22 protein-coding genes and 2 riboswitches are annotated in these 24,163 nt (G+C 75.2%); of the genes, 16 read left to right on the forward strand and 6 right to left on the reverse strand.

Features of this window, described 5'->3' with window-relative positions:
* Window positions 1-181 precede the first annotated feature (181 nt).
* The 5 genes from ACFQBR_RS13350 to ACFQBR_RS13370 all read left to right on the forward strand — a co-directional run bounded on the left by ACFQBR_RS13350 (window position 182) and on the right by ACFQBR_RS13370 (window position 4,596).
* Window positions 182-1,174 carry a Bug family tripartite tricarboxylate transporter substrate binding protein gene (locus ACFQBR_RS13350; RefSeq protein WP_344180416.1) on the forward strand — a complete coding sequence of 331 codons (993 nt, stop codon included), beginning with the start codon at window positions 182-184 and terminating at the stop codon, window positions 1,172-1,174.
* Window positions 1,171-1,827, forward strand: coding sequence for a tripartite tricarboxylate transporter TctB family protein (locus ACFQBR_RS13355; protein ID WP_344180418.1), 657 nt, complete (start codon window positions 1,171-1,173; stop codon window positions 1,825-1,827). Before ACFQBR_RS13350 ends, ACFQBR_RS13355 begins: the two co-directional genes overlap by 4 nt.
* Window positions 1,827-3,383 (forward strand): tripartite tricarboxylate transporter permease, encoded by a 1,557-nt coding sequence (locus ACFQBR_RS13360; RefSeq protein ID WP_267946752.1) that lies wholly within the window; start codon window positions 1,827-1,829, stop codon window positions 3,381-3,383. Before ACFQBR_RS13355 ends, ACFQBR_RS13360 begins: the two co-directional genes overlap by 1 nt.
* 207 nt (window positions 3,384-3,590) lie before the next feature.
* The gene (locus ACFQBR_RS13365) at window positions 3,591-4,040 is read left to right on the forward strand and encodes a helix-turn-helix domain-containing protein (RefSeq protein ID WP_344180420.1); all 450 of its coding nucleotides are present in this window, start codon (window positions 3,591-3,593) and stop codon (window positions 4,038-4,040) included.
* A 1-nt stretch (window position 4,041) separates the two neighbouring features.
* Window positions 4,042-4,596 (forward strand): PIN domain-containing protein, encoded by a 555-nt coding sequence (locus tag ACFQBR_RS13370; protein WP_344180422.1) that lies wholly within the window; start codon window positions 4,042-4,044, stop codon window positions 4,594-4,596.
* Between the two features lie 51 nt (window positions 4,597-4,647).
* Here ACFQBR_RS13370 and ACFQBR_RS13375 read toward each other — a convergent pair whose 3' ends face one another.
* From ACFQBR_RS13375 to ACFQBR_RS13395, 5 genes are all read right to left on the reverse strand, one after another.
* Window positions 4,648-5,223, reverse strand: coding sequence for a TetR/AcrR family transcriptional regulator (locus tag ACFQBR_RS13375; protein ID WP_344180424.1), 576 nt, complete (start codon window positions 5,221-5,223; stop codon window positions 4,648-4,650).
* Window positions 5,224-5,307: 84 nt separating this feature from the next.
* On the reverse strand, window positions 5,308-6,201 hold the full coding sequence (locus ACFQBR_RS13380) for a phosphorothioated DNA-binding restriction endonuclease (RefSeq protein ID WP_344180426.1): 894 nt from the start codon (window positions 6,199-6,201) through the stop codon (window positions 5,308-5,310).
* A gap of 54 nt (window positions 6,202-6,255) precedes the next feature.
* Window positions 6,256-7,389, reverse strand: coding sequence for a hypothetical protein (locus ACFQBR_RS13385; protein WP_344180428.1), 1,134 nt, complete (start codon window positions 7,387-7,389; stop codon window positions 6,256-6,258).
* 182 nt (window positions 7,390-7,571) lie between these two features.
* A complete protein-coding gene (locus ACFQBR_RS13390; protein WP_267946755.1) occupies window positions 7,572-8,945 on the reverse strand; it encodes a sensor histidine kinase in 1,374 nt (457 codons plus the stop codon).
* Window positions 8,942-9,607, reverse strand: a complete 666-nt coding sequence (locus tag ACFQBR_RS13395; protein WP_267946756.1) for a response regulator transcription factor — start codon at window positions 9,605-9,607, stop codon at window positions 8,942-8,944. Before ACFQBR_RS13395 ends, ACFQBR_RS13390 begins: the two co-directional genes overlap by 4 nt.
* A 159-nt stretch (window positions 9,608-9,766) precedes the next feature.
* Between ACFQBR_RS13395 and ACFQBR_RS13400 the strand changes: the two genes are divergently transcribed.
* The 5 genes from ACFQBR_RS13400 (at window position 9,767) to ACFQBR_RS13420 (ending at window position 14,861) form a co-directional block, all read left to right on the forward strand.
* Window positions 9,767-10,501, forward strand: coding sequence for a PepSY domain-containing protein (locus tag ACFQBR_RS13400; RefSeq protein ID WP_344180430.1), 735 nt, complete (start codon window positions 9,767-9,769; stop codon window positions 10,499-10,501).
* A gap of 226 nt (window positions 10,502-10,727) precedes the next feature.
* A riboswitch (cobalamin riboswitch) is annotated at window positions 10,728-10,931 on the forward strand.
* A gap of 54 nt (window positions 10,932-10,985) precedes the next feature.
* Entirely contained in the window at window positions 10,986-11,921 is a 936-nt protein-coding gene (locus ACFQBR_RS13405) for a nitrite reductase (RefSeq protein WP_344180432.1), read from the forward strand.
* Entirely contained in the window at window positions 11,918-12,583 is a 666-nt protein-coding gene (locus ACFQBR_RS13410; protein WP_344180434.1) for a precorrin-8X methylmutase, read from the forward strand. Before ACFQBR_RS13405 ends, ACFQBR_RS13410 begins: the two co-directional genes overlap by 4 nt.
* On the forward strand, window positions 12,580-14,094 hold the full coding sequence (locus tag ACFQBR_RS13415; protein WP_344180436.1) for a precorrin-2 C(20)-methyltransferase: 1,515 nt from the start codon (window positions 12,580-12,582) through the stop codon (window positions 14,092-14,094). Before ACFQBR_RS13410 ends, ACFQBR_RS13415 begins: the two co-directional genes overlap by 4 nt.
* Complete coding sequence (locus ACFQBR_RS13420; RefSeq protein WP_344180438.1) at window positions 14,079-14,861, forward strand: cobalt-precorrin-4/precorrin-4 C(11)-methyltransferase; 783 nt, start codon at window positions 14,079-14,081, stop codon at window positions 14,859-14,861. The genes ACFQBR_RS13415 and ACFQBR_RS13420 overlap by 16 nt, the downstream gene beginning before the upstream one ends.
* On the opposite strand, the gene cbiE is transcribed toward ACFQBR_RS13420, so the two are convergent.
* Window positions 14,844-16,082, reverse strand: a complete 1,239-nt coding sequence (cbiE, locus tag ACFQBR_RS13425) for a precorrin-6y C5,15-methyltransferase (decarboxylating) subunit CbiE (protein ID WP_267946762.1) — start codon at window positions 16,080-16,082, stop codon at window positions 14,844-14,846. The two genes, ACFQBR_RS13420 and cbiE, sit on opposite strands and share 18 nt — an antisense overlap.
* Before the next feature lie 56 nt (window positions 16,083-16,138).
* Window positions 16,139-16,275, forward strand: a riboswitch (cobalamin riboswitch).
* A 27-nt stretch (window positions 16,276-16,302) separates the two neighbouring features.
* On the opposite strand from cbiE, the gene ACFQBR_RS13430 reads away from it, so the two are divergent.
* The 6 genes from ACFQBR_RS13430 (at window position 16,303) to ACFQBR_RS13455 (ending at window position 24,149) form a co-directional block, all read left to right on the forward strand.
* Window positions 16,303-18,417 (forward strand): VWA domain-containing protein, encoded by a 2,115-nt coding sequence (locus ACFQBR_RS13430; RefSeq protein WP_378553465.1) that lies wholly within the window; start codon window positions 16,303-16,305, stop codon window positions 18,415-18,417.
* A complete protein-coding gene (gene cobO / locus ACFQBR_RS13435; protein ID WP_344180440.1) occupies window positions 18,417-19,031 on the forward strand; it encodes a cob(I)yrinic acid a,c-diamide adenosyltransferase in 615 nt (204 codons plus the stop codon). Before ACFQBR_RS13430 ends, cobO begins: the two co-directional genes overlap by 1 nt.
* Before the next feature lie 77 nt (window positions 19,032-19,108).
* On the forward strand, window positions 19,109-21,499 hold the full coding sequence (locus ACFQBR_RS13440; protein ID WP_344180442.1) for a cobyrinate a,c-diamide synthase: 2,391 nt from the start codon (window positions 19,109-19,111) through the stop codon (window positions 21,497-21,499).
* 77 nt (window positions 21,500-21,576) lie between these two features.
* The gene (locus tag ACFQBR_RS13445; RefSeq protein WP_344180444.1) at window positions 21,577-22,716 is read left to right on the forward strand and encodes a sensor histidine kinase; all 1,140 of its coding nucleotides are present in this window, start codon (window positions 21,577-21,579) and stop codon (window positions 22,714-22,716) included.
* Window positions 22,713-23,381: a response regulator transcription factor gene (locus ACFQBR_RS13450; protein ID WP_267946768.1), complete on the forward strand. Its 669-nt coding sequence runs from the start codon at window positions 22,713-22,715 to the stop codon at window positions 23,379-23,381. Before ACFQBR_RS13445 ends, ACFQBR_RS13450 begins: the two co-directional genes overlap by 4 nt.
* Window positions 23,382-23,468: 87 nt before the next feature.
* Window positions 23,469-24,149 carry a DUF2306 domain-containing protein gene (locus tag ACFQBR_RS13455; protein ID WP_344180447.1) on the forward strand — a complete coding sequence of 227 codons (681 nt, stop codon included), beginning with the start codon at window positions 23,469-23,471 and terminating at the stop codon, window positions 24,147-24,149.
* The last annotated feature ends 14 nt before the right edge of the window (window positions 24,150-24,163 follow it).

The following is a 24,163-nucleotide window of genomic DNA, read 5'->3' on the forward strand; positions in this document are numbered from 1 at the left end:
GGGGACCCGGCCGGGCAAACGCCCAGGTGGGCGTGTCACGAACAATACGACCAATATGCCCCCAGTTTTAACAAAGATCTGACATCGGCGTGCCCCGGGTCACACTGTGGCCTGGATCTCCTCGTCGCCGGTGCGCCGGGGAGGCCTGTGACGCCCTGGACGACCGAAGAGGAGAGCACCCATGCGCGATCGCGGCGTGCTGTTCCGCGTGGGGGGCGGGCTGTGCGCCCTCCTCCTCGTGGGGACGGCGCTGTTCGACGTGCGGCAGAGCGCGGCGTCGGGGAGCGGCCAGCAGGAGAAGCTCCTGCTGATCGCCCCCGCCGGACCCGGCGGAGGCTGGGACACGCTGGCCCGGGAGATGCAGAACGGGCTGCGCGAGGAGGACCTGCGCTTCAACGTCGAGGTACGCAACGCGGAGGGCGCGGGCGGCACGATCGGCCTCGCGCAGACCGCGGGCCGCGAGGGCCAGGCGAACGTCCTCACGATGACGGGCCTGGGCATGGTCGGCGCGGTGGAGACCACCGGTTCGCTGTACACGATGGAGGACTCGACCCCGATCGCGCAGCTGGCGTCGGAGTACCTGGCCGTCGTCGTCCCCGCCGACTCCCCGTACGAGACCCTGGACGACCTGGCCGGGGACTGGCGCGAGCGGTCGGGGACGCTGCCGGTCGCCGGCGGTTCCATGGGCGGTGTGGACCAGATCTTCGCCGCCCAGGTGGCCCGGTCCATGGACATCGCCCCCGGGGAGATCAACTACCTGCCGTACTCGGGCGGCGGCGAGGTCCTGACCTCGCTGCTGTCGGGGACGTCGGAGGTCGGCTTCGGAACGCTGGGCGACTTCAGCGACCAGGTCGACGAGGGCGGCCCGCTCCGCGCGCTCGCGGTCTCCTCCCCCGAGCGGATGGACGGGGTGGACGTGCCGACCCTCGCCGAGCAGGGCTACGACGTGGAGATGTCGAACTGGCGCGGGGTCATCGCCCCTCCCGGGCTCACCGGGGAGGAGGCCGACCGGCTGGAGGGGCTGGTCCGGGAACTGTTGGCCTCGGACGCCTGGGCGGACACCCTGGAGCGCAACCGGTGGACCGACACCTTCCAGCCGCGTGAGGAGTTCGAGGAGTTCCTCGACGCCGAGGTGGCAGTGACGCAGGAGACCGTAGAGGAGTTGGGGCTGTGACGACCGACAGCGAGCAGTCGGTCCCCGGGACCGCCGGGGACCCCGGACCGGGGACGGCGACCGTGACCGGGGAGTCCGCCGGAACCGGCGCCACCGGGGCGGACGGGGCCGCTGCGGCGCCGGGGACCCCGGAGGCCGGGGCGGAGGCCGTGGAGGCCCCGGACCCGGAAACCGCGCCGTGGAGCGGACCGACCATGTGGGTCGTCCCCGCCCTGGTCGCGGCCCTGGGCGCCGTCTGTCTGTGGGGCGCGTTCACCGTCGAGGCGCCGCCCAACGTGACCCGGCCCGGACCGGCGGCCTTCCCCGGGGCGGTCGGCAGCCTCCTGCTGCTGGTCGCCGCGTGCCTGAGCGCGGTCAACCTGCGCCACCTCCGGTCGGGCGCCGGCTCCGGCGGGAACGGCCTCGCGTGGTTCGAGGGCCGCCCCGTACTGCTCATCCTGGCCGGGCTGGTGGTGCACATCGCCGTGCTGGAGTACGTGGGCTGGCTGCTGTCGGGGGCGCTGCTGTTCTGGGTGGTGGCCTACGCGTTCGGCGCCCGCGCCCACGTGCGTGACGCCGTGGTGGCGCTGTCGATGTCCGCGGCCGTGCAGGTCGGCTTCTCGCTCGGGCTCGGGCTGAGCCTGCCCGGCGGTTTCCTGGAGTTGGTGCTCTGATGGACGCTCTTCCCCTCCTCCTCGACGGGTTGGTCTCGGCGCTGACGCCGATGAACCTCATGTGGGCCTTCCTCGGCGTGCTGCTCGGCACCGCCGTGGGCGTGCTGCCGGGCCTGGGTTCGGCGATGGCGGTGGCGCTGCTGCTGCCCGTGACGTTCCGGCTCGACCCGACGAGCGCCCTGATCCTGTTCGCGGGCGTGTACTACGGCGGCATGTTCGGCGGGGCGACCACGTCGATCCTGCTGAACACCCCCGGCCAGGCGTCGTCGATCGCCACGACCTACGAGGGCCACAAGATGGCGCTCAAGGGCCGGGCGGCGCAGGCCCTGGGAACCGCGGTCATCGGCTCGTTCGTGGCCAGCGTCATCGGCACGCTGGTGGTGGCCCTGTTCGCACCGGTCATGGTGTCCCTGGCGCTGAACTTCGGTCCGGGCGAGTACTTCGCGCTGACCGTGTTCTCGTTCGTCGCGGTCGCCGCGGTCGTGTCGGGCTCGGTGCTGCGCGGGCTGGCCTCGCTGCTCATCGGCCTGGCCATCGGCATGGTCGGCATCGACGGCCAGAGCGGCGCCGCGCGCTTCGACTTCGGGTCGTCGGCGATGCTGGACGGGATCGACATCGTCGTCGTCACCGTGGGCCTGCTCGCCCTGGGCGAGGTGCTGTACGTGGCGGCGCGCGGCAGTTCCGGGGCGGACCTGTCCGCGATCCGCACCGGCCGCGCGTGGCTGAGCCGCCGGGACTGGGCCCGGTCGTGGAAGCCGTGGCTGCGCGGCACCGCCCTGGGCAGCACGTTCGGCCCGATCCCGGGCAGCGGCGCGGAGATCCCGACCTTCCTGTCCCTGGGCCTGGAGCGCAGGCTCGCGGCGCGCCGGGCGAAGCGCAGGGGCGTGCCGAACGAGTTCGGCCGGGGAGCGATCGAGGGCGTGGCCGGGCCGGAGGCCGCGAACAACTCCAGCGCGGCGGGCACGATGGTGCCGCTGCTGGGGCTCGGGCTGCCGACCTCGGCGACGGCCGCGATCATGCTGGCCGCCTTCCAGCAGTACGGCCTCCAGCCGGGGCCGGTGCTGTTCGAGCGCAACGCCGACCTGGTGTGGACCCTCCTGGCGAGCCTGCTGATCGGCAGCGTCCTGCTGCTGGTCATCAACCTGCCGTTCGCGCCGTTGTGGGCGAAGCTGCTGAAGCTGCCCAAGCCGTACCTGTACGCGGGCATCACGCTGTTCTCGGTGCTGGCGGTGTACGCGATCAACACGTCGGTGGTGCACCTGGTAATGCTGCTGGGGGTGACGCTGCTCGGCCTGGCCATGCGGACGTTCGGCGTCCCGGTGGCCCCCGCGCTCATCGGCGTCGTGCTCGGCCCGATCGCGGAGACCGAGTTCCGCCGCGCGCTGGCCGCCTCCTCTGGCGACCCGTCGATCCTGGTCGGCAGCGGTATCTCGATCACCCTGTACGCGCTGGTGCTGCTGGCGGCCGTGGTCCCGGTGATCGCCGGGGTGCGGCGCCGCCGTGCCGCGCGCGGGCAGGGGGCCGCCCCGGAGCGGGAGTCCGCCGACCTCGGCTGACATCCATAGGAGCTTCCCCTCCCACCGCGCCCCTCCCCCGCGGCCCCCGGCGCCGACCGCCGGGGGCCGCCGCCGTCCGCCCCCGGCGGAAACCCGCTTGCGGTGGCGGCCCGAGGCCCGACTCCCGTGGCCATACCGTTTCACTTATTGCGTTTGTTGCGCTTGCATCGGATAATGCGTTTATCCAGTCCTGAAGGGGGAGGGCCGATGAGCGTACTGTCGAGCCGACCGGACGAGCGTGAGGCGCGGGCCGCGCAGAGCGCCCTGACGCGTGTGCGCAGATATCTCCGGGAGCATCCGGAGGAACTGTCCAGCGTGCCCGTCCTCGTGGAGGACAGCCGTGAGGAACTCGTCCTTCCGCGTTCGGCGGTCGAGCTTCTCGCGGGGGTGCTCGCGCACATGGCGGCCGGGCGGGGCGTGTCCGTGGTGCCCGCCCACGCCGAGCTGACGACCCAGGAGTCGGCGGACATGCTGAACGTCTCCCGGCCCTACCTCATCGGCCTGCTGGAGGCGGGTGAGATCTCGTACCGCAAGGTCGGCACCCACCGCCGGGTACGGGCGGACTCGCTCATGGACTACCTGCGCCGGGACGACCAGCGTCGACGTGAGGCCGCCGACGAGCTCTCTGCCATGACGAGGGAACTGGGACTCGACTGACATGCCCTTCGTCGTGGTCTACGACGCCAACGTCCTCTACCCGAGCACCCTGCGCGACCTCCTCATACGGGTGGCCCGCGCCGGCCTGGTCCAGGCCAAGTGGTCCCACAAGATCCTCGACGAGGTCTTCGACAACCTCGGGCGGAACCGCCCGGACATCCCGGCGGAGAGTCTCGTCCGGACCCGGGAGCTGATGATCCGGGCCGTCCGGGACTGCCTGGTCACGGGTTTCGAACCCCTCGTCGACGCACTCGTCCTCCCCGACCCCGACGACAGGCACGTGCTCGCGGCGGCTGTTCGGGCCCACGCCCAGGTCATCGTCACCTGGGACCTCGGCGACTTCCCGGCCCTGGCGCTGGCCCCCTGGGACGTCGAGGCACGGAGTCCGGACGCGTTCCTGCTCGACCAGGTACATCTGAACCGCAAGGTGGTGTGGTCCTGCGTGCAGCAGATCGCCGATTCGTGGCGGGACCCGCCCGCCACGGTGGAGGACGTCCTGTCCAGCCTGGAACGCGACCGTCTCACGCAGACCGTCGCGGAGCTCCAGTCGGAGTAGTCCCCGCGGCCCCCGGCGCCGACCGCCGGGGGCCGCTGCCGGGGAGGGCCCTCAGGCGAGCACCTTGGCGACGTACGCCTCCAGCCGCTCCTCCAGCCGCTCCGGCGGGGCCCCCTCCCCGCCGGCCAGGTGTTCCACCAGGTCGGCGCGGACGGCGGCCAGGAGCGCGTGGGCGGTGAAGTCGGCGTCGGGCGCGCCCGGGATCCCGCGCACGGCGTCCCGCAGGAGGGTGTGCCACCACGTGTAGTGCCCCGCCCGGTAGGGGCTGTTCCCGCCGCCCGTCTCCAGCGCCAGCGCCAGGTGGCGGTTGTCGAGTTTGAACCGCAGCAGCGCGGCCATGAGCGCCGGGACGCGCTCGCGCGCGGGCGTGGCGGGGCCGAGGGGCGCGGGCCCTTCGGCGACGGCCTCGCGCAGGGGGGCGATCCGTTTCTCCATGAGCGCCTGGATCAGGCCCTCGCGGTCGCCGAACCTGCGGAAGAGCGTGCCCTTGCCGACGCCCGCGGCCGCCGCGACGTCGTCCATCGACACGCCGCCGGGGCTCGCGCTCGCGGCGAAGAGCCGGTCCGCGGCGGCGAGCACCGCCTCCCTGTTGCGCTGCGCGTCGGCGCGCTCCCTGCGTGGGCTCACTTCCACTCCCCCTGTGAGACGGGTCCACCGCTTCAAACGGACCAATGGTCCACATCCTAGGGGGCTCCGGGAACGCGGTCCCCGTCACCCGGGAGCCGCGTCCTCGCGCGCCGGGGCCCGGAAGACCTGGTCCACGTGCCAGGCGATGTGCTCGGGGGCGACGGTCGGGGAGCCGTCGCCCGGCCGGAGGGCGGGGCGTCCGGCGAGAGCGTGGACGAGCCGTCCCGCCTCGGGGGAGCGGGCCTCGAAACGGCTGGACACCGTGACGTTCAGGTCGGCCGTGAGGCCGACGACGCCCCGGTCGAAGAGCAGGTGGTGGAGCGAGCAGAGGCAGAGCCCGTTGTCGAGGGAGTTGGGTCCCCGGTAGGCCCACCACCGCACGTGCGCGGCCTCCAGGCCCACCGACACCCTGTCGACAAGGCCCTCGTAGCCGCAGAACGCGCAACGGTGCTCGTAGGCGGTCAGTACCAGGTCGCGGAACTTCGGGTCGCGTGCACCGCCCGGACCGGGCTGCTCCGCCGCGAGGGTGCCGAGCCGCAACCCGGTACCGGTCAGGATCTCCTGGTGGAGGGAGGGCGGGAAGCCCGTGTCGAGCAGGTGGAGTGCCAGGCGCGGGACGAGACCGGGGTCGTGCGCGAGATCCTCGACCAGCTCCGGGGCGAGCCTTCCCATCGCCTCCTTCTCCCGGAGCTGCCGTGGGCTCGCCCCCGGCGATCCGCCGCCGTCGACGGTCGTGACCGTCCAGAGCCCGTCACCGGTGAGGTGGTGGAAAGGATAGGCGGGCGTGGTGCGCCCCGGGGGGCCGAACTCCCTGAGCAGGCGGGCGAGGTGAGCCTCGGCCTCGCTGTAGGAGATGGGCGCGTCGCCGTGCCGCTGGTGGTGTCCCAGCGCGTAGAGGAGCAGAAGGGGTTTGTGCGGAGCACGGACGCCACCGCGCTGCCAGCGCCTGATCCTGTCGAACCGGTCGAGCCAATCCATGCGCAGGACCCTAGTACGCGGACCGGAGGGGCCGCGTGTCCGGGCCCTTCCGGGTCAGCCGGCGGCGCCGGTCTCCAGGGCGTGGAGGCGGGTGTAGGCGTACTCCGGCACGGGCCGCCCGGCGAGCCCCTCCCCGCCCCCGCCGGAACCGTCCTTCCCGGCCGCCGCGGTCCCGGACACGTCCCCGTTCACGGGGAGGGGCCCGGCCAGGCGGCGGTGACCGGGCTCGTCCGGCCCGGTCAGCAGGAAGACCTGGCGCCGGCCCCCGTCCCGCCCGGTCACGAGCGAGTCCTCGACGACCTCGGCGATCCTGCGGTCCCAGGGGTCGCGGGTGCGGCGCAGCCGGATCGCGCCGCGCTCGGTCCACTCCACGTTGTCCCGGCGCAGGAGGACCCGCGGGAGGTCCGGGGCGATCATGTCGTCCACGCGGAAGGCCATGCGGTCGACCCCGGCGAAGGCCTGTCCCGCCCGTGTGACGTGGGCCCGGCAGCGTTCGTAGAGGAACAGCGCGCCGGGGGCCGAGACCACCAGCGTGTCGTCGGGCGTGGCGGGGCGCTGCGCGTAGACGTCCATGGTCCGGCTGCGGCTTCGGAGCCAGCGCCCCGCGGCCGGGTCGACGAACGCCGCCAGCTCCGCGACCTGGCGGACCTCGAACGGGAAGTCGACGCCGAGCACCGAGTCGTGGTGGGCGATCCGGTTGCGGAACCGGCGGACCCCCTCCGCGGTGGCGGCCACCTCCGCGCGCCTCCCGGACGACCCGGGGAAGGCCCGGTGCAGGCAGGCCCGCCACAGCTCCTCGTACCCGGGCCCGAGCATCCCGGACCAGAACCCGAAGCTCATCGCGGCGACGACCTGGTCGCGCGTCTCCCGCCCCTCCTGGCGGAGGCGCTCACGGACGCGGCCGGACGCCTCGGCGACGTACTCGCCGCCGGGAACGGGGAGCAGGAACCAGGGGATGCCCCGCTCGGCCTCCCGGAAGTGGGCCCGCAGGACCCTGTCCATGCCCCCTCTGAGCAGGACCTCCAGGTGGGCGATGTCCTCGAAGGCCGCCGCGGAGACGCGCGCGCCCCACTCGTACAGGGCGAGGGCGCGGCCGCGGTCTCCCCCGGCCAGCGCCAGGTAGGGCGCGAGGCGCGGGGCGGGGACCAGGCTCAGGACCGCGTCGGTGTCTGCTTCGACGGAGGACATCGCCCGATGCTACTGTCCTGGGGAACGCCCCAGTGCCGCCTCTGCTGACATGCGCCTGGGGCTTTTCCCTTCCCTCCCGCCGCCCCGGTCCGGCATGCCTTCGCACGGGCCCGTCCCCGCGCGTCCCGGCGCTTCCCGCACGCACTGCGCTCCCCGGGCCGCCGCGGCGTGTCGGCCGACGGTCAGGCCGTGGCCCTGGGCAGGGTGATCGCGACGCCGGTGCCGGAGGGCCCGCTGTCGATCCCCACCCGGCCGCCCTGGGCCTGGACCAGGGAGCTGACGACCGCCAGCCCGAGGCCGGAGATGCGGCCGGCGCCCTCGTCCCGCGAGGTCACGAAGGGCTCGAACACGTGGGGCAGCAGCGCGGGGTCGATGCCCGGGCCGTCGTCGGACACCGTGAGGACGAGGGAGTCGCCCTCGCCGCGGGCGGCCACGGTGGCGCGGGTGCCCTCCGGGTTGTGGTCGACGGCGTTCGCGACCAGGTTGGCCAGGCACTGCTCCAGGCGTGACTGGTCCCCGAGCAGCACGTCGGGCGGCGGCTCCTCCAGGGTGACCGCGCCGGCGTAGGGCAGGGAGTCCAGCCGGGCGCGCACGGCGTGGAAGAGGTCGGGCAGGAACACCGCCTCCACCCGGACGTCGATCTCGTCGCCTCCCCGGGCGACCGCCATGAGGTCCTCCAGGACCCGGCGCAGGCGGTCGAGTTCGGCGCGCACGACGGCCGCGTCGGCCGTGCCCAGCAGTTCCAGGTGCCCCTCCGCGACGGCGAGGGGGGTGCGCACCTCGTGCGAGATCGCGGCCAGGTAGCGGCGCCGGTTGGTGTCGGCCTGCTCGATGCGCACGAGCATCTGGTTGATCTCGGTGGCCAGTTCGGCGATCTCGTCGCGGGTGGCGGGCACCGGTACGCGGGTGTCCAGGTCGGAGGGGGAGATGGCCTTGGCCGCCTCGGAGACCTCCCGCACGGGCGACAGGGTGCGCCGCACCACCAGCCACAGCGCGATGCCGCCGCCGACGACGCCGATCCCGCCGGCGAGGGCGGAGAGCAGCAGGACCGTGGCCGCCGTGTCGCGGGTGGAGTCGAGGGGGGCGACGACGGTGACGACGGCGAGGGGGACCCCGGCCCCGTCGGCGACCTCGGTGTCGAGCACCCGGACCGGGCCGGCGTCGGTGTCGAGGGTGCGGATCGTCCCCGGCTCGGGTGCGGGGGCGTCGCCGCCGCGCATCAGCCCGGCGACGCGGGTGGGGCCTCCCGTGCTCTGCAGGCGCGCCCCGTTGGCGGTCACCAGCGTCACGTGGCGGGCTCCGCTGGGGCGCACGGCGAGCGCCTGACGTGCGGCGCGCTCCGCCTCGGGCCCCGAGACCACCCCGTCGAGCCCCGCGGCGGCGGGGACCTGGTCGGCGAGGGCGTCGCCGACCAGCGCCGACTCCTCCCGGAGCAGGCGGTCGATGTCGGTCAGGCCCGAGACGCGCACGAGTTCGTAGGTGAGCAGGGCGACCCCGCCGATGACGAGGGCCATGACGAGCAGCGACCGCAGGACGACGCGGCCGGTGAGGCTCACCGGGTACCCCCGGCGAGGCGGTAGCCCGCGCCGCGGACGGTCTGGATGCGGTCGGCGCCGAGCTTGCGGCGCAGCTGGCTGACGTAGACCTCGACCACGTTGGAGGCGCCGTCGAAGTCGTAGCCCCAGACGCGGTCGAGCAGCTGGGGCTGGGAGAACACCTGTGAGGGGTTGCGGATGAGGACCTCCAGGACGCCGAACTCGCGGGTCGACAGGTTGACGGTCCGGCCGTCGACGGAGGCGGTGCGGGCCCCGAGGTCGAGCACGACGCCGCCGGCCGCCAGCACGTCGCCGCGCTCCTGTCCGCCCGTGCGCAGGCGCGCCCGGACCCGGGCCAGGAGCTCGCTCACGCTGAAGGGCTTGACCATGTAGTCGTCGGCCCCGGCGTCGAGGTTGGCCACCCGGTCGCTGACCGCGTCCTTGGCGGTGAGCACGATCACGGGGACCGAGGGGCGGCGCTGCCGCAGGCGGCGCAGCACCTCCTCCCCCGGGATGCCGGGCAGTCCCAGGTCCAGGACGACCAGGTCGACGTCGGGGGACAGGGCCATCGTCAGCCCGTCGATCCCGTCCGCGGCCGAGAGCACCTGGTACCCGGCCGTCTCCAGGCCCCGCCGCACGAAGGAGACGATGCCCTCCTCGTCCTCCACCACCAGAATCGCCAACGCCGTGTCCTCTCCGCCCGTGGTCCCCCTACCTTGGCAGGAACCGCTGAACCGTTCCTGAGAGCCACATGAAGACGTTCTTCAGGTGGCTTTCAGGACTCCATCATCTTGCCGCCGCATGCTTGGGGCAGTAGAAACCTTCGAGCAAAGGAAACGCCGATGCAGCGCAACACCGTCATCCTCCTCTCCTCCGCCGCCGCGGCCGGGCTGCTGGCCGTCGGCACGATCGGCTACCTCGTGGTGGACGACCCCGAGCAGCAGGTCGACTCGATCGAGCTCACCGGCGTGACCTCCGGTTCGGCCCCCTCGGCGAGCGGGGGGGACGCGTCGGGGCAGAACCCCCCCTCGACCCAGTCGGTGGACGGCCTGGAGCAGCTCGTGGGCGAGCTGCGCGCCGACGGTGACGACGACGGCGACGGCGACGACACCGACGACTGGACGGTGTCCGGTGTCGAGGTCGACTTCGGCCCCGAGGAGTGGCTGCTGACCGACCCCGAGCTGGAGGACTTCGACGGCAACGGCACCGTCCAGCCGCTCCTGGACGAGCTGCGCGGCCTGGAGGGCACCGAGGTGACGCTGGGCGTGCGCTACGAGGCCGACGACGACCGCGACGACGCCGACGTGTACACCATCAACGGGCTGGCCTTCCGGGACACCGACGACGGCCCGGCCCCGTGGCAGAACACCGGCGGGCAGACCGAGGCCGACCGCGACACGGTGTCCGCGAACGCCGCCGAGGCGGTCGGCGAGGGAGCCCGCACCGTCGAGGTCGAGCGCCAGGACGAGGACGGCTGGGACGGCTGGGACGCCGAGGTGCTCGACGCCGGCGGCCAGGAGTACGAGGTGATCCTCGACGCGGCCGGCGAGGTCGTCGACGTGCGCGCCGAGGACTGACCTGCGAGGACCCCGTGCGGCCGTCCCGCGGCCCGTCCCCGTGTCCGCGCGGTCGGGGCCCCGCCCTCCTCGGGGGGCGGGGCCCCTTCATGTCGTCCGGTCATCCGGTCTGCGGGCCCGGGGGCGGGGCCGGTCGCCCGGTCCGCCCCGGCCGGACCGCCCGGGGCCGCCGCCGGAGGCCGGCACGGCAAGGCGACGTCCCCCGGAGCAGGCAGGAGGGGGTCGGGGTACCCTCGTCGGGCCAGTCGAACTCCACTTGGTGGGGTCAGGGAACCCGGTGGGAATCCGGGACTGACGCGCAGCGGTGAGGATGACGGGCGGGCACGTCCGGGGAGCACTCCCCGGGACAGCCACTGGAGCACGGCTCCGGGAAGGCGCTCCGCACCGGTCGAATCCGAGTCCGAAGACCTGCTGGCACCGGCGGCCACGGTCCGCCGAGTCATCCGCGGGCTCCGCGAACGAGTCCCTGACCCGAAGGACGCGCATGTCCCCGCCCGGTTCTCCCCCCTCCACGCGCCGTACGCGCCGTGACCGCTGCCCCGGCGTGCTGAGACCCTGGCCCGCCGAGGACGGCCTGCTGGTCAGGCTCCGGCTCATCGGCGGCCGTGTCGGCGCCTCCTCGCTGCGCGCCCTCGCCGCGGTGGCCGACCGGTACGGCTCCGGCCGTGTCCACGTCACCGGCCGCGCGAACCTGCAACTGCGCGCGCTGCCGGGAAACGCGGGGCGGTTGGGGCCCGAGGTGGTCCGGGCCCTGGCGGAGACCGGCCTGCTGCCCTCCGTCAGCCACGAACTCGTCCGCAACGTGATGGTCTCCCCGGGCACGGGCACGGGCACGGCGGGCCCCGCCGGGACCGGACCGGGCGGAGGCCGGGCCGACCTGCGACCCGTCGCCTCGGACCTGGACACGATGCTGTGCTCCGTCCCGCGCCGCGCCGACCTGCCCGGCCGTTTCCTGTTCGTCCTGGACGACGGGCGCGGCGACCTGATCGGCCACCCGTGCGACCTGGGGCTCGTCGCCCTGGACGAGGGCGTCGCCCAGCTGAGGATCGGCGAGAGCTGGGGCCCGCTGGTGCCGGTCGACGAGGCGCCCGCCGCGCTCCTGCGCCTGGCGGACGCGTTCCTGGACCGTCGCGGGGAGGGGCCCACGGCGCCGTGGCACGTCGCCGAGCTCCCGGCGCCGCTGGCCGGGCCGGTGGAACCGGACCGGCGGCTCCCGCCTCCCGCCCCGCCGCTGCCGTACGGCCCGCTGCCCGGGGGCGCACGGCATGTGCGTGTGCCCGACGAGGGCCTGGACCGTCCGGCCGCCGAGGCCCTCGCCGCGGAGGCGCTCGCCGCCGGGTCCGGCGAACTCGTCGTCACACCCTGGCGCGGCGTCCTGGTACCCGGAAAGCCCGGCTCCGCCCCCGGGGAGGCGCGGTGACCGCCCCACGCCGGCCGGGCCGGCACTACGACTACATCGACGACGGGCCCGCGATCTACACGGACTCCTTCGCCGTCATCCGGGAGGAGGCCGAGCTCGGGCACCTGCCCGCCGACGCGGAGCGGCTCGCCGTGCGGATGATCCACGGCACCGGCCAGGTCGACCTCGCCGGGGACCTGGTGGTCCACCCCGGCCTGGTGTCCGCGGCGCGCTCCGCCCTGCGTGCCGGGGCGCCGATCCTGTGCGACGCGCGCATGGTGGCCAGCGGTGTGACCGCGAGCCGCCTTCCGTGTGACAACGAGGTGCTCTGCTTCCTGGGCGACGGACGCGTACCCGGCCTCGCCGCCGAGTGGGGGACCACGCGCAGCGCCGCCGCGGTCTCCCTGTGGGAACCGTTCCTGGAGGGCGCCGTGGTCGCCGTCGGCAACGCGCCCACCGCCCTCTTCCACCTGTTGGAGATGCTGGCCGACGGGGCGCCGCGCCCGGCCGCGATCGTCGGCTGCCCCGTCGGTTTCGTGGGGGCCGCCGAGTCCAAGCAGGCGCTGACGGAGTTCGGCGACCGGTTCGGCGCCGACATCCCCTACGTGACCGCCCGCGGCCGCCGCGGAGGCTCCGCGATGACCTGTTCCGCTCTCAACGCACTCGCCAAGGAGGAGGAGTGACCGGACGTTTCCACGGGGTGGGCGTCGGCCCCGGCGACCCCGAGCTGATCACCCTCAAGGCCGCACGGCTCATCGCCGCGGCCGACGTCGTCGCCTACCACGCCGGGGTCGGCAAGGCGTCCAACGCCCGCCGCATCGCCGCGTCGCTGATCCCCGGTTCGGCGGTCGAGGAACAGCTCACCTACCCGGTCACCACCGGCGCGACCGACCACCCGGGCGGGTACACGGGGGTGCTGGCCGACTTCTACGAGGAGTCCGCCGCCCGGCTGGCCGCGCACCTGGACGCCGGCCGCGACGTCGTGCTCCTCTCCGAGGGCGACCCGCTGTTCTACGGCTCGTACATGTACATGCACGACCGGCTGGCCGAGCGGTACGAGACGGAGATCGTGCCCGGGGTCCCGGCGTTCGCCGCGGCCACGGCGGTGGCGGCGGCCCCGCTGGCCCGGCAGACCGACGTGCTCACCGTGCTGCCCGGAACCCTCCCCGAGCCGGAGCTGGCCCGCCGGCTGGCCGACACCGACGCCGCGGTGGTCATGAAGCTGGGCCGGACCTTCCCCGCCGTGCGCCGGGCGCTGGAGTCCGCGGGGCGGCTGGAGCACGCCGTGTACGTGGAGCGCGCCTCCATGGACGGGGAGCGGCGGCTGCCCGTGGCCGAGGTCGATCCGGCGACGGTGCCCTACTTCTCCCTGGTCCTGGTCACCGGGGACAGCCGCAACGGCAGGAGGTCGCGCGACCGGCCCCTGCCGGAACCCGCGGCCGTGGAGCCCGCCGGCCCTGCCGCCGAGCTGCTGGTCGTCGGCCTGGGGCCCGGTCCCGGCCGCTGGCTCACCCCCGAGGCCTCCGCGGCGCTGGCCGGGGTGGACCACGTGGTGGGTTACGGCCCCTACGTCGACCGGGTCCCGCAGCGGGCCGGCCTGACCCGGCACGCCTCCGGCAACACCGTCGAGATCGACCGCGCCCGCCTCGCCCTCGGGCTCGCCCGCGACGGGGAGAGCGTGGCGGTGGTCTCGGGCGGGGACGCCGGTGTGTTCGGCATGGCCACCGCCGTGTTCGAGGCGGCCGAGGACCCCGCCTACCGGGACGTCCCGGTCCGGGTGCTGCCGGGCGTCAGCGCCGTGCAGGCGGTCGCCGCCCGGGCGGGCGCCCCCGTCGGCGGTGACTTCGCGGTGATGAGCCTGTCGGACCGGCTCAAGCCCTGGGAGGTGATCGAACGGCGCCTGCGCGCCGTCGCCGAGGCCGACCTGGCGCTGGCGATCTACAACCCGGCCTCGCGCTCGCGGACCGGGCAGGTCGCCGCCGCCCGCGAGGTCCTGCTGGAGCACCGCAAGCCCGACACCGTGGTCGTCGTCGGACGGAGCGTCGGCAGGGAGGGCGAGTCCCTGGCGGTGACCACGCTCGGGGAGCTCGACCCCGCCGGAGTCGACATGCGCTGCCTGCTCATCGTCGGCGCCTCCGGCACCCGCGTCTCCGGGGCGGGCCGGGTCTGGACGCCGAGGTGGGTGCAGCCGTGACCGTGCACTTCGTGGGGGCGGGGCCCGGAGCCGCCGACCTGCTCACCGTCCGCGCCACGCGCATGCTCAACGCGGCCGACGTCGTCCTCTACCCCGGCACGTACCTGGACCCCGGGGTCCTCTCCCACTGCGCCCCCGGCGCGGAACTGGTCGACACCCAGGGTCTGGACCTGGACCGCATCACCGAACGCCTGGTCGCCGCGCACGCCGCGGACCGGGACGTCGTACGGCTGACCTCCGGGGACCCCTCGCTGTACTCGGCGCTGGCCGAGCAGACCCGGAGGCTCGACGCGCACGGGGTCCCGTGGGACGTCACGCCGGGGGTGCCCGCCTACGCGGCCGCCTCGGCGCTGGTGGGCCGAGAGCTGACCGTGCCGCTGGTGGCCCAGTCGGTGGTGCTGACCCGGACCGGCGCCCGGTCGACGGCGATGCCGGAGACCGAGGCGCTGGGCGCGTTCGCGGCGACGCGGGCCACGCTGGTGCTGCACCTGGCGATCCGGCGGGTGCGGGAGCTCATGGCCGAGATCGTCCCCGCCTACGGCGCGGACTGTCCCGCGGTGGTCGTGTACCGGGCCAGCCAGCCGGAGGAGGCGGTGCTGCGCGGGACGGTCTCCACCGTCGCCGGCCTGGTGGAGGAGGCGGGGCTCCGGCAGGCGGCGGTGGTCCTGGTCGGGTGGGCGCTCGACCCCGAGGGGGGCGGTGAGTCCTACCTGTACGACCCCGCGCGGCCCAGGGGCGCCGCCCCCTCGTCAGGCGCTTCCGGGTGACGTGGCCAGGCTCCACTGGGTGACGGTGCGGGCGGGGGACCATCCGGTGAACGCGCCGATGGGCGCGGCGGTCTCCACGGCGGTGCGGGTCAGCTCCCCGCCGTGGCGCCGGTAGGCGTCCGCGAGCAGCCGCTCGGTCTCCAGCGTCACCCCGTGCACCACGAGTCGGCCGCCCGGTATCAGCGCCTCCAGGCAGGCGTCGAGCACGCCGGGCCGGGTCGCGCCGCCGCCGACGAACACCGCGTCGGGCGGGGCCAGCCCCTCCAGCGCGTCCGGCGCACGGCCGGCGACCACGCGCAGGCCCGGGACGCCGAGCCTGTCGGCGTTGCGGCCGATCCGCTCGGCGCGCCCGGCGTCGGCCTCCACCGCCGTGGCCGTGCACGAGGGGTGGGCGCGCATCCACTCGATGCCGACCGAGCCCGCGCCCGCGCCCACGTCCCACAGGTGCTGCCCCGGGGAGGGCGCCAGCCGGGCCAGCGCCGAGGCGCGCAGGTCCCGCTTGGTGAGCTGGCCGTCGTGCTCGAACGCGTCGTCGGGCAGCCCGGCGACCAGTCCGAGGCCCGTCGGCCCGGAGAGCTCCAGCGCCAGTACGTGCAGCCGGGGCACCTCCTCCGGAGGGGAGCCGAGCCAGTCGCGGGCCTTGCTCGCCGACCGCGACTCCCCGGCCGCCCCCAGGTCGCCGAGGACGGTCATCCGGCTGCCGCCGTAGCCCGCTCCGACCAGCAGGGCGGCGACCGTCCCGGGGGTGGCGGCGTCCGAGGAGAGCACCAGGACGCGGCGTCCCGGGGCCAGGTCGCGCATCAGCAGGTGCGGGTCTCGCCCCACCAGGGACAGCACCGTGCTCCCCTCCGCCGGCCACCCCATCCGGGCGCGGGCCAGGGCGACCGAGGAGACGGCCGGTTCCACGCGCACCGCGTCCGCTCCGAGCAGGTCGATCAGCGTGCTGCCGATGCCCGAGACCAGGGGGTCGCCGGAGGCCAGTGCGACGACGGCGCGGCCCTCCAGGGAGGCGAGCAGGTCCGGCAGGCCCTCGCGCAGCGGGGAGGGCCAGGCCCGGCGCCGCTGGCCCGGTGCCCGCGGCAGCATGGCGAGGTGCCTGGGCCCGCCCAGCACCGTGTCGGCCGCCAGGACCAGCCCGCGCAGCCTCTCGGGCACGCCCGGCCAGCCGTCGGCGCCGATGCCGACGACGGTGATTCGGGGAGGGGACATCTCGACCTTCATGGGCAGGACGCTATCGTGGCGGCCGAAGGTGCGAGGTGCCCCGGCTGCCCAGCCATCGGAAACGGTGGGGACGGCGTCCGGGGAGAATCTGGGAAGCCCGGTGAGAATCCGGCACAGGCCCGCTGCGGTGAGCCGAGCCTCCGTACAGGAGGACTCGGTGAGTCCGAAGACCGGCCCCGCACCCGCCCATGACCGATGGCGAAACGAGCGGGAGCCTCACATGCCATTGCGGACGTCCCACTATCCCTTCTCGGCGATCGTCGGCTGCGACGCCGAACCGCTCGACGACCTGGGCCTGGCCCTCGTCCTGGCCAGCGTCTCCCCCGAGATCGGCGGCGTCCTGGTCCGCGGCCAGAAGGGCACCGCCAAGTCCACCGCGGTGCGGGCCCTGGCCCCCCTCCTGCCCCCGGTCGAGGTCTACCGGGGCGACCGCTTCTCCGTCGACCCCGCCGACCCCGCGCAGAAGTCGCCGGACGGTCCCTTCCCTCCCGGCACGGCCGTGGAGCGCCGCCCGGTGCGCCTGGTCGAACTGCCGGTGGGCGCCACCGAGGACCGCGTCCTGGGCTCGCTGCACCTGGAACAGGCGCTCACGCACGGCCGGGTCGCCTACGAACCCGGGCTGCTGGCGCGCGGCCACCGCGGCCTCCTCTACGTGGACGAGGTCAACCTGCTCCACGACCACCTGGTCGACCTCCTCCTGGACGCCGCCGCGACCGGCCGGGTGACCGTGGAGCGCGACGGGTTCTCCGTGGAGCACGCCGCGCGCTTCCTGCTCATCGGGACGATGAACCCCGAGGAGGGCGAGCTGCGCCCGCAGCTCCTGGACCGGTTCGGGCTGACCGTCGAGGTCGCCGCGCCCTCCGACCCCGCCGCACGCGTGGAGGTGGTCCGCAGGCGCATGGCCTACGACGCCGACGCCGCCGCCTTCTCCGAACGCTACGACCGGGCCGAGAAGGCCCTCGCCGAGCGCATCGCGGCGGCCCGGGAGACGGCCCGGCGCGCCCGGCTGTCCGACGCCGCGCTGCTGAAGATCGCGCAGGTGTGCGCGGCGTTCGAGGTCGACGGCCTGCGCGCCGACATCGTGACCGCGCGCACGGCCCTGGCGCACGCCGCCTGGGAGGGCCGGACCTCGGTCTCCCTGGCCGACATCCGCCGCGCGGCCCTGCTGGCCCTGCCGCACCGGCGCCGGCGCAACCCCTTCGACGCGCCGGGCCTCGACGAGGAGCTCCTCGACCGCGTCCTGGGGGACGAGGAGCCGCCGCCGGACGGCCCCGAGCCGCCGGGCGGCTCCGACGGCCCCACCGGCTCCGACGACCCCGCTTCCCCCGCCGATGACGGCGGGGACGGCGGGGACGGCGCCCCCGAGGACGCGGACGGGGCCCCCTCCCGGCCCCCGGAGGTCGGCGCCGGCGAACCGGACCGGTCCTCCGTCCCGCCCCGTGGGCCGGAGAACGCCCGGGAGGCGGAAGCCCCCCGGGACCGCGGGGACGCCGAGCGGGACGGGGCCGGGCCCGAGCCCACGGCCGGCACCACGGTCGGGGCGGGCGCCCCCTACCGCCCCCGGACGTTCACCGCGCGGGGCACGGGGACCGGCGCCGACGGCCGGCGCAGCCGCGCCCTCGGCGCCCGGGGCCGCCGGATCGGGGCAGCACCGCCCGGCGGGGGTTCCGGCGGCCCGCTCCACCTGGTCGAGACCGTCAGGGCGGCGGCCTCCCGCCCGCACGGCGGCGGCCGGATCGGCCTGCTCCCCGGCGACCTGCGCGTCGCGGTGCGCGAGGGCCAGGAGAGCAACCTGGTGCTGTTCTGCGTCGACGCCTCCGGCTCCATGGCGGCGCGCAAGCGCATGGGCGAGGTCAAGACCGCCATCCTGTCCCTGCTGTTGGACGCCTACCGGCGCCGCGACAAGGTCGGGCTCGTGACCTTCCGGGGGACGGCGGCCGACCTGGTGCTGCCCCCGACCCGTTCGGTGGACACCGCCGCCGCCCGCCTGGACGCACTGCCCGCCGGGGGGCGCACACCGCTCGCCGAGGGCCTGCTGGAGGCCGCCCGGGTCCTGCGGCGCGAGCGCCTGCGCGACCCGAGGCAGCGCCCCCTGCTCGTCCTGGTGACCGACGGCCGGGCCACCGGCGGACGGGGAGCGGTCGGCCGGTCGCTGCAGGCCGCCGACCACGTCGCCGGCCTGGGTGTGGCCACCGTCGTCGTGGACGGCGAGTCCGGCCCGCTGCGCCTGGGCCTGGCCGCCGCCCTCGCCGCCCGCATGGGCGCCGAACACCTGCCCGTCGACGAGGTCAGCGCCGACGCCTTGGGAAACGCCGTGAGAGAGAGGGCCGCCTGATGCCCCAGGGCAGACCGTCCGTCGTCCCCGACGACGGGCTCACCACCCGGCAGCGCCGCAACCAGCCCGTGCTCGCCGTCCACACCGGGGACGGCAAGGGCAAGTCGACCGCCGCGTTCGGGCTCGCGCTGCGCGGCTGGAACCAGGGCTGGCGGATCGGGGTGTTCCAGTTCGTGAAGTCGGCGAAGTGGCGCATCGGCGAGCAGACCGTGCTCGAACGCCTGGGGAGGCTGCACGAGGAGACCGGCGAGGGCGGTCCCGTGGAGTGGCACAAGATGGGCTCGGGCTGGTCCTGGAGCCGCCGCCGGGGCAGCGACGAGGACCACGCGGCGGACGCGGCCGAGGGATGGGCGGAGATCAAGCGCAGGCTCGCCGAGCAGACGCACGACCTGCTCATCCTCGACGAGTTCACCTACCCGATCCACTGGGGGTGGGTCGACGTCGGGGACGTCGTGACCGCCCTGCGCGACCGTCCGGGCCGCCAGCACGTGATCGTCACGGGCCGCCGCGCCGCCCCCGAACTCCTGGAGGCGGCGGACCTGGTCACCGAGATGACCAAGGTCAAGCACCCGATGGACGCGGGCCGCAAGGGCCAGCGGGGGATCGAGTGGTGAGGACCCCGTCGGCCCCGGGGCCGACGGGGCCGCCCCGGCCGGCGCCCCCGGCACGGCCGACGGCCCTGCCGAGGCTGATGGTCGCCGCGCCCATGACCGGGCAGGGCAAGACCACGGTCGCCGCCGGCCTGATGGCCGCGCTCCGCGACACCGGGCTCGCCGTCAGCGGCCACAAGGTCGGCCCGGACTACATCGACCCCGGGTACCACGCCCTGGCCACCGGCCGTCCCGGCCGCAACCTCGACCCCCACCTGGTCGGGGAGGAGCGGGTGGCGCCGCTGCTCCTGCACGGGGCCCGGGGCGCGGACGCGGCCGTCGTCGAAGGGGTGATGGGGCTGCACGACGGGCGGATCGGCGCCGACGGCTTCGCCTCCTCCGCGCACGTCGCGGCCCTGACCCGCACGCCCGTGGTCCTGGTCGTGGACGTGTCCCGCATGTCCCGGTCGGTGGGCGCGCTGGTGGCGGGCATGGCCGCCTACGACCCGGCGGTCGAGGTCGTCGGCGTGCTCCTCAACAAGGCCGGTTCGGCGCGCAACGTCGCCGAGATCACCCGCTCGGTCGGCCTGCCGGTCCTCGGCGTGATCCCCCGCGACGAGCGGATCGCCAGCCCGTCCCGCCACCTCGGGCTCGTCCCGGCGTCGGAGCGGGAGGACTCGGCACGGGTGGTCGAGCGGCTCGGCGAGCACATCGCGGGCCATGTCGACCTGGACGCGCTGCTGGAGGCGGCCCGCTCCGCGCCCGCGCTGGACGCCCGCCCCTGGGACCCGGCCGCGGAGGTGGCGGGCCCGGGCGCGGGCCCGCGCCCGGTGGTCGCCGTGGCCGGGGGCCGGACCTTCACCTTCCGCTACACCGAGACCGAGGAGCTGCTCACGGCCGCCGGGTGCGAAGTCGTCGCGTTCGACCCCCTGGAGGACGCCGGCCTGCCGGCCGGTACCCGGGGCCTCTACCTGGGCGGCGGCTTCCCGGAGGTGTACGCGGGCGAGCTCGCCGCGAACCGGGGCCTGCTGGCCGAGCTGCGCGAGGCGGTCCGCGGCGGGGTCCCGACGGTCGCCGAGTGCGCCGGCCTGCTCTACCTCGCCGGCGCGCTCGACGGCCACGCCATGGCGGGTGCCGTCCCGGCCGTCGCCCGCATGACGGAGCGGCTCACCCTGCGCTACCCCGAGGCGGTCTCGCCGGGGGACACGCTGCTGACCCGGGCCGGGGAGCGGGTCACCGGCCACGAGTTCCACCGCACGGCGCTCACACCCGGGCACGGGGACCACCCGGCCTGGGTGGTCGACGGCTCGCCGGAGGGCTTCGCCTCCCCGACCCTGCACGCCTCCTACCTGCACGTGCACTGGGCCGGGCACCCGCAGCTCGCCGCGAGGTTCGCCGAGGCCGTGCACAGAGCACCGGCTCCGGTTCCGGCTCCCGCCGTGCCCTCCCCCGCCGCCCGGACGGCGGCCGTCCCCGGCGCCGGACCGGTGGCCGACCCGCTGCGCCACCACGGCGACGTGGAGGCGCGCGGCGGCATGCTCGACTTCGCGGTCAACGTCTATCCGGGGGAACGGCCCGCCTGGCTCGACCGGGCCCTGCGCGAGAGCCTGGACCACGCGGACGTCTACCCCGACCCCGCGCCCGCGCGCGAGGCCGTCGCGCGCCGGCACGCGCGGCGGCCCGCCGAGGTCCTGCCGACGGCGGGCGCGGCAGAGGCGTTCACCCTGGTCGCCCGCTTGCGGCCGTGGCGTCGGCCCGTCGTCGTGCACCCCCAGTTCACCGAGCCGCACGCCGCCCTGGAGCAGGCCGGGCACACCGTCACCGCCGTGCTCTGCCCGGAGAGCCGGGGTTTCGCCCTCGATCCCGCCGCCGTCCCCGAGGACGCGGACCTGGTGGTGGTCGGCAACCCCACCAACCCCACCGGTGTCCTGCACCCGGCCGAGGCGCTGCGCGGGCTGTGCCGGCCCGGCCGGCTGGTCGTGGTGGACGAGGCGTTCATGGACGCCCTGCCCGGGGAGCCGGAGTCCTTGGCCGGTGAGCGGATCGGGGGCCTGGTGGTGCTGCGCAGTCTCACCAAGCACTGGTCGGTCCCGGGTATCCGCGCCGGGTACGCGGTCGGCGACGAGGCCGTCGTGCGCGGTCTGGCCCGGGTGCAGACGCCCTGGTCGGTGTCGGCGCCCGCGATCGCCGCCACCGTCGCCTGCACGGGCGAGGAGGCGGGCGCGGAGGCGGAGCGCCGCGCGGCGGAGTTCGGTGAGTGGCGCACCGGCCTGGAGGCGGGGCTGCGCGGAGCGGGGATCGGGTTCGTGCCCTCCCGGGCGCCTTTCGTGCTGGTGAAGGCGGGCGAGGGGGTCCACGCGCGGCTGCGCGAACAGGGCATCGCCGTACGCCGGGCCGACACCTTCCCGGGTCTGGACGCCGACTGGGTGCGCGTGGCCGTGCGCCCGCCCGAGACCACACGGAAGCTGCTCGCCGCCCTGTCTGCGGAGTAGCGGAACGTCCACCCGGGCGACCTCTCCTCCGACTTTCGGCCGATCCGCCGGAGGAGCGGTCCGGCTAGCCTGATGCCGTGCACGGCTTACTCCGTTCCCTGTGGAACGAACCCCGCCCTCCCGGCGCTCGGGGGCCCACGTGGTGGGACGGGGCCCTCGTCGTGGTGTGCGCACTGGCGGCGCTGACCGAAGGCGCCCTGCGGCCGGACCTGCCCTGGCCGGTCCCGACCGTCGCGGTGGTCGCCGGCCTGGCCCCCGCCCTGCTGTGGCGGCGGACCCGCCCGCTGCTCGTGGTCGCGGCGGTCTTCGGCAGCGCGATCGTGCTCACCCTGGCGACCGGTGGAGGGGCCGGGCAGATGTACACGACGGTGTACTTCCTGGCACTGCCCTACGCGCTGGTGCGGTGGGGGTCCGGCAGGGAGGTCGCGGCGGGGGCCGCGATCGTCCTCCTGTCCTCCTCCGTCGACCTGTTCCTCGACGCGGCGCAGGCGGCGGACCTCCTGGGCGGTGCCGCCGTCCTGTTCGCCACCGGCGCCCTCGGCGCGGCGCTGCGGTACCGGGGCAGGGCCAGGGCGCGCGAGATCGACCGCGCCCGACTGCTCGAACGCGAAGACATCGCCCGTGAACTGCACGACACCATCGCCCACCACGTCTCGGCCATGGCGATCCGCGCCCAGGCCGGGCAGGCGGTCGCCCGGACCAGGCCGGAGGCCGCCGTCGAGGCCCTCGCGGTGATCGAGTCCGAGGCCTCGCGCGCCCTGGGCGAGATGCGCACCATGGTCCGCGCCCTGCGCCGGGGCGAACCCGCCGAACGGGCGCCCAGCCCTCACCTCGGTGACCTGGAGGAACTCGCCTGCCGGGCCGGACCCGGCCCGGCCGTGGAGGTGGAGATCGGCGGCGCTCTCCACGACCTCGCACCGGCGGTCACGGCCGCTCTCCACCGCCTGGCCCGGGAGTCGGTCACCAACGCCCGGCGCCACGCCCGCGACGCCGGCCTCGTCAGGGTCCGCGTCGACGCCGACGACGCCTCGGTGCGCCTGAGTGTGAGCGACGACGGTGACACCGGCCGCCTGCGACCGGCCGCTCCGCCGGGGTACGGGATCATCGGCATGGCGGAGCGCGCCGAACTGCTCGGAGGCACCTGCGAAGCGGCCCCGAACCCTGACGGGGGCTGGACCGTGACCGCCGTGCTGCCCCGTTCGGGGGCGCCCGCGTGAGTATCCGGGTGGTCGTGGCCGACGACCAGGAGATCGTGCGTACCGGCCTGTCCATGATCCTGGACGCCCAACCCGGCATCGAGGTGGTCGGCCGGGCCGCCGACGGGCGCGAGGCCGTGGAACTGGGGCGGCGGCTGCGCCCGGACGTGTGCCTGTTCGACATCCGGATGCCCGTCCTCGACGGTGTGGAGGCGACCCGCGCCCTCGCCGGACCGGAGGTCGAGGACCCCCTCGCCGTGGTCGTCATCACCGTCTTCGATCTCGACGAGTACGTCTACGCCGCCCTCAGGGCGGGTGCCCGGGGGTTCCTGCTCAAGGACGCCGGTACCGACCTGCTCACCCGGGCCGTGCACGCCGCCGCGGCGGGTGAGGCGCTCATCGCCCCGAGCGTGACCGCCCGGCTGCTCGACGCGTTCGCCGGTTCCGGGCCGACCGGGCCCCCGGCCCAGCCCCTGCAGCCCCTGACCGGCCGGGAGGAGCAGGTCCTCGCCGCCGTGGCGCACGGTCGTACCAACACCGAGATCGGCGAGGAGTTCCACATCGCGCTGAGCACGGTGAAGACCCACATCACGAGCCTGATGGCCAAGCTCGGGGCCCGCAACCGCGTCGAGATCGCCATGTGGGCCTACGAGACCGGCCGCGTGCGGGGGCGCCGGGGCCGGTAGTACGGTGCGGCACCCGTACTTTCGGCCGAGCGGAACCGGGCCCCTCCTCCGATGTGCGGGCCCCCTCCCGACGGCCACGATCGGGGCATGACCACCACCGTGAGACCCCCGGCCCGGGCCGAGTGGACCGTGATCGCCCTCCTGATCGTGCTGAGCGTCGTCCCCCTCATCGCCGGGGCCTTCCGCCTCGGCGAGCTGGCCACCGGCGCGCCGGTCACCGCCGACAACGCCCGTTTCGCCGCCTCGCCCCTGCCCGTCGTGCTGCACATCCTCACCGCGAGCCCCTACTGCCTGTTGGGCGCCTTCCAGTTCTCCTCGACACTGCGCCGCCGACGTCCCCGCTGGCACAGGGTCTCCGGCCGGATACTCGTCCCCCTGGGGCTGATCGCCGCGCTGTCGGGAGTGTGGATGACGCTGTTCTACGCGGTTCCGGCGATCGACACGGGCTTCCTCACTGTGCAGCGGCTGGTGCTCGGGACGGCCATGGCCGCAGCCCTGGTCCTGGGCTTCGTGGCGGCGCGGCGCCGGGAGTTCGCCCGGCACGGCGCCTGGATGATCCGCGCCTACGCGATCGGGCAGGGGGCCGGGACGCAGGTGCTGACCCACGTGCCCTGGACACTCCTGGTCGGTGAGTACGACGAGCTCAGCAGGGGTCTGCTCATGGGAGCGGGGTGGGCGATCAACATGGTGGTGGCCGAGTGGGTCATCCACAGGACCCTTCGTCGCCCCCGCGGCGTCCGGCGCGTTCCGGAGCGCTCACCGGGATGAAGGCGGTGGCCGGG

Origin of the sequence: Nocardiopsis tropica (assembly GCF_042660575.1) — a bacterium.
Classification (GTDB): Bacteria; Actinomycetota; Actinomycetes; order Streptosporangiales; family Streptosporangiaceae; genus Nocardiopsis; species Nocardiopsis tropica.

Bases quoted from the DNA above. Each gene is read 5' to 3' on its own strand.
- ACFQBR_RS13350 (WP_344180416.1), top strand. From the start codon at position 182: ATGCGCGATCGCGGCGTGCTGTTCCGCGTGGGGGGCGGGCTGTGCGCC.
- ACFQBR_RS13360 (WP_267946752.1), top strand. From the start codon at position 1,827: ATGGACGCTCTTCCCCTCCTCCTCGACGGGTTGGTCTCGGCGCTGACG.
- ACFQBR_RS13365 (WP_344180420.1), top strand. From the start codon at position 3,591: ATGAGCGTACTGTCGAGCCGACCGGACGAGCGTGAGGCGCGGGCCGCG.
- ACFQBR_RS13370 (WP_344180422.1), top strand. From the start codon at position 4,042: ATGCCCTTCGTCGTGGTCTACGACGCCAACGTCCTCTACCCGAGCACC.
- ACFQBR_RS13380 (WP_344180426.1), bottom strand. From the start codon at position 6,201: ATGGATTGGCTCGACCGGTTCGACAGGATCAGGCGCTGGCAGCGCGGT.
- ACFQBR_RS13385 (WP_344180428.1), bottom strand. From the start codon at position 7,389: ATGTCCTCCGTCGAAGCAGACACCGACGCGGTCCTGAGCCTGGTCCCC.
- ACFQBR_RS13400 (WP_344180430.1), top strand. From the start codon at position 9,767: ATGCAGCGCAACACCGTCATCCTCCTCTCCTCCGCCGCCGCGGCCGGG.
- ACFQBR_RS13405 (WP_344180432.1), top strand. From the start codon at position 10,986: ATGTCCCCGCCCGGTTCTCCCCCCTCCACGCGCCGTACGCGCCGTGAC.
- cbiE (WP_267946762.1), bottom strand. From the start codon at position 16,082: ATGAAGGTCGAGATGTCCCCTCCCCGAATCACCGTCGTCGGCATCGGC.
- ACFQBR_RS13430 (WP_378553465.1), top strand. From the start codon at position 16,303: ATGCCATTGCGGACGTCCCACTATCCCTTCTCGGCGATCGTCGGCTGC.
- cobO (WP_344180440.1), top strand. From the start codon at position 18,417: ATGCCCCAGGGCAGACCGTCCGTCGTCCCCGACGACGGGCTCACCACC.
- ACFQBR_RS13440 (WP_344180442.1), top strand. From the start codon at position 19,109: ATGGTCGCCGCGCCCATGACCGGGCAGGGCAAGACCACGGTCGCCGCC.
- ACFQBR_RS13455 (WP_344180447.1), top strand. From the start codon at position 23,469: ATGACCACCACCGTGAGACCCCCGGCCCGGGCCGAGTGGACCGTGATC.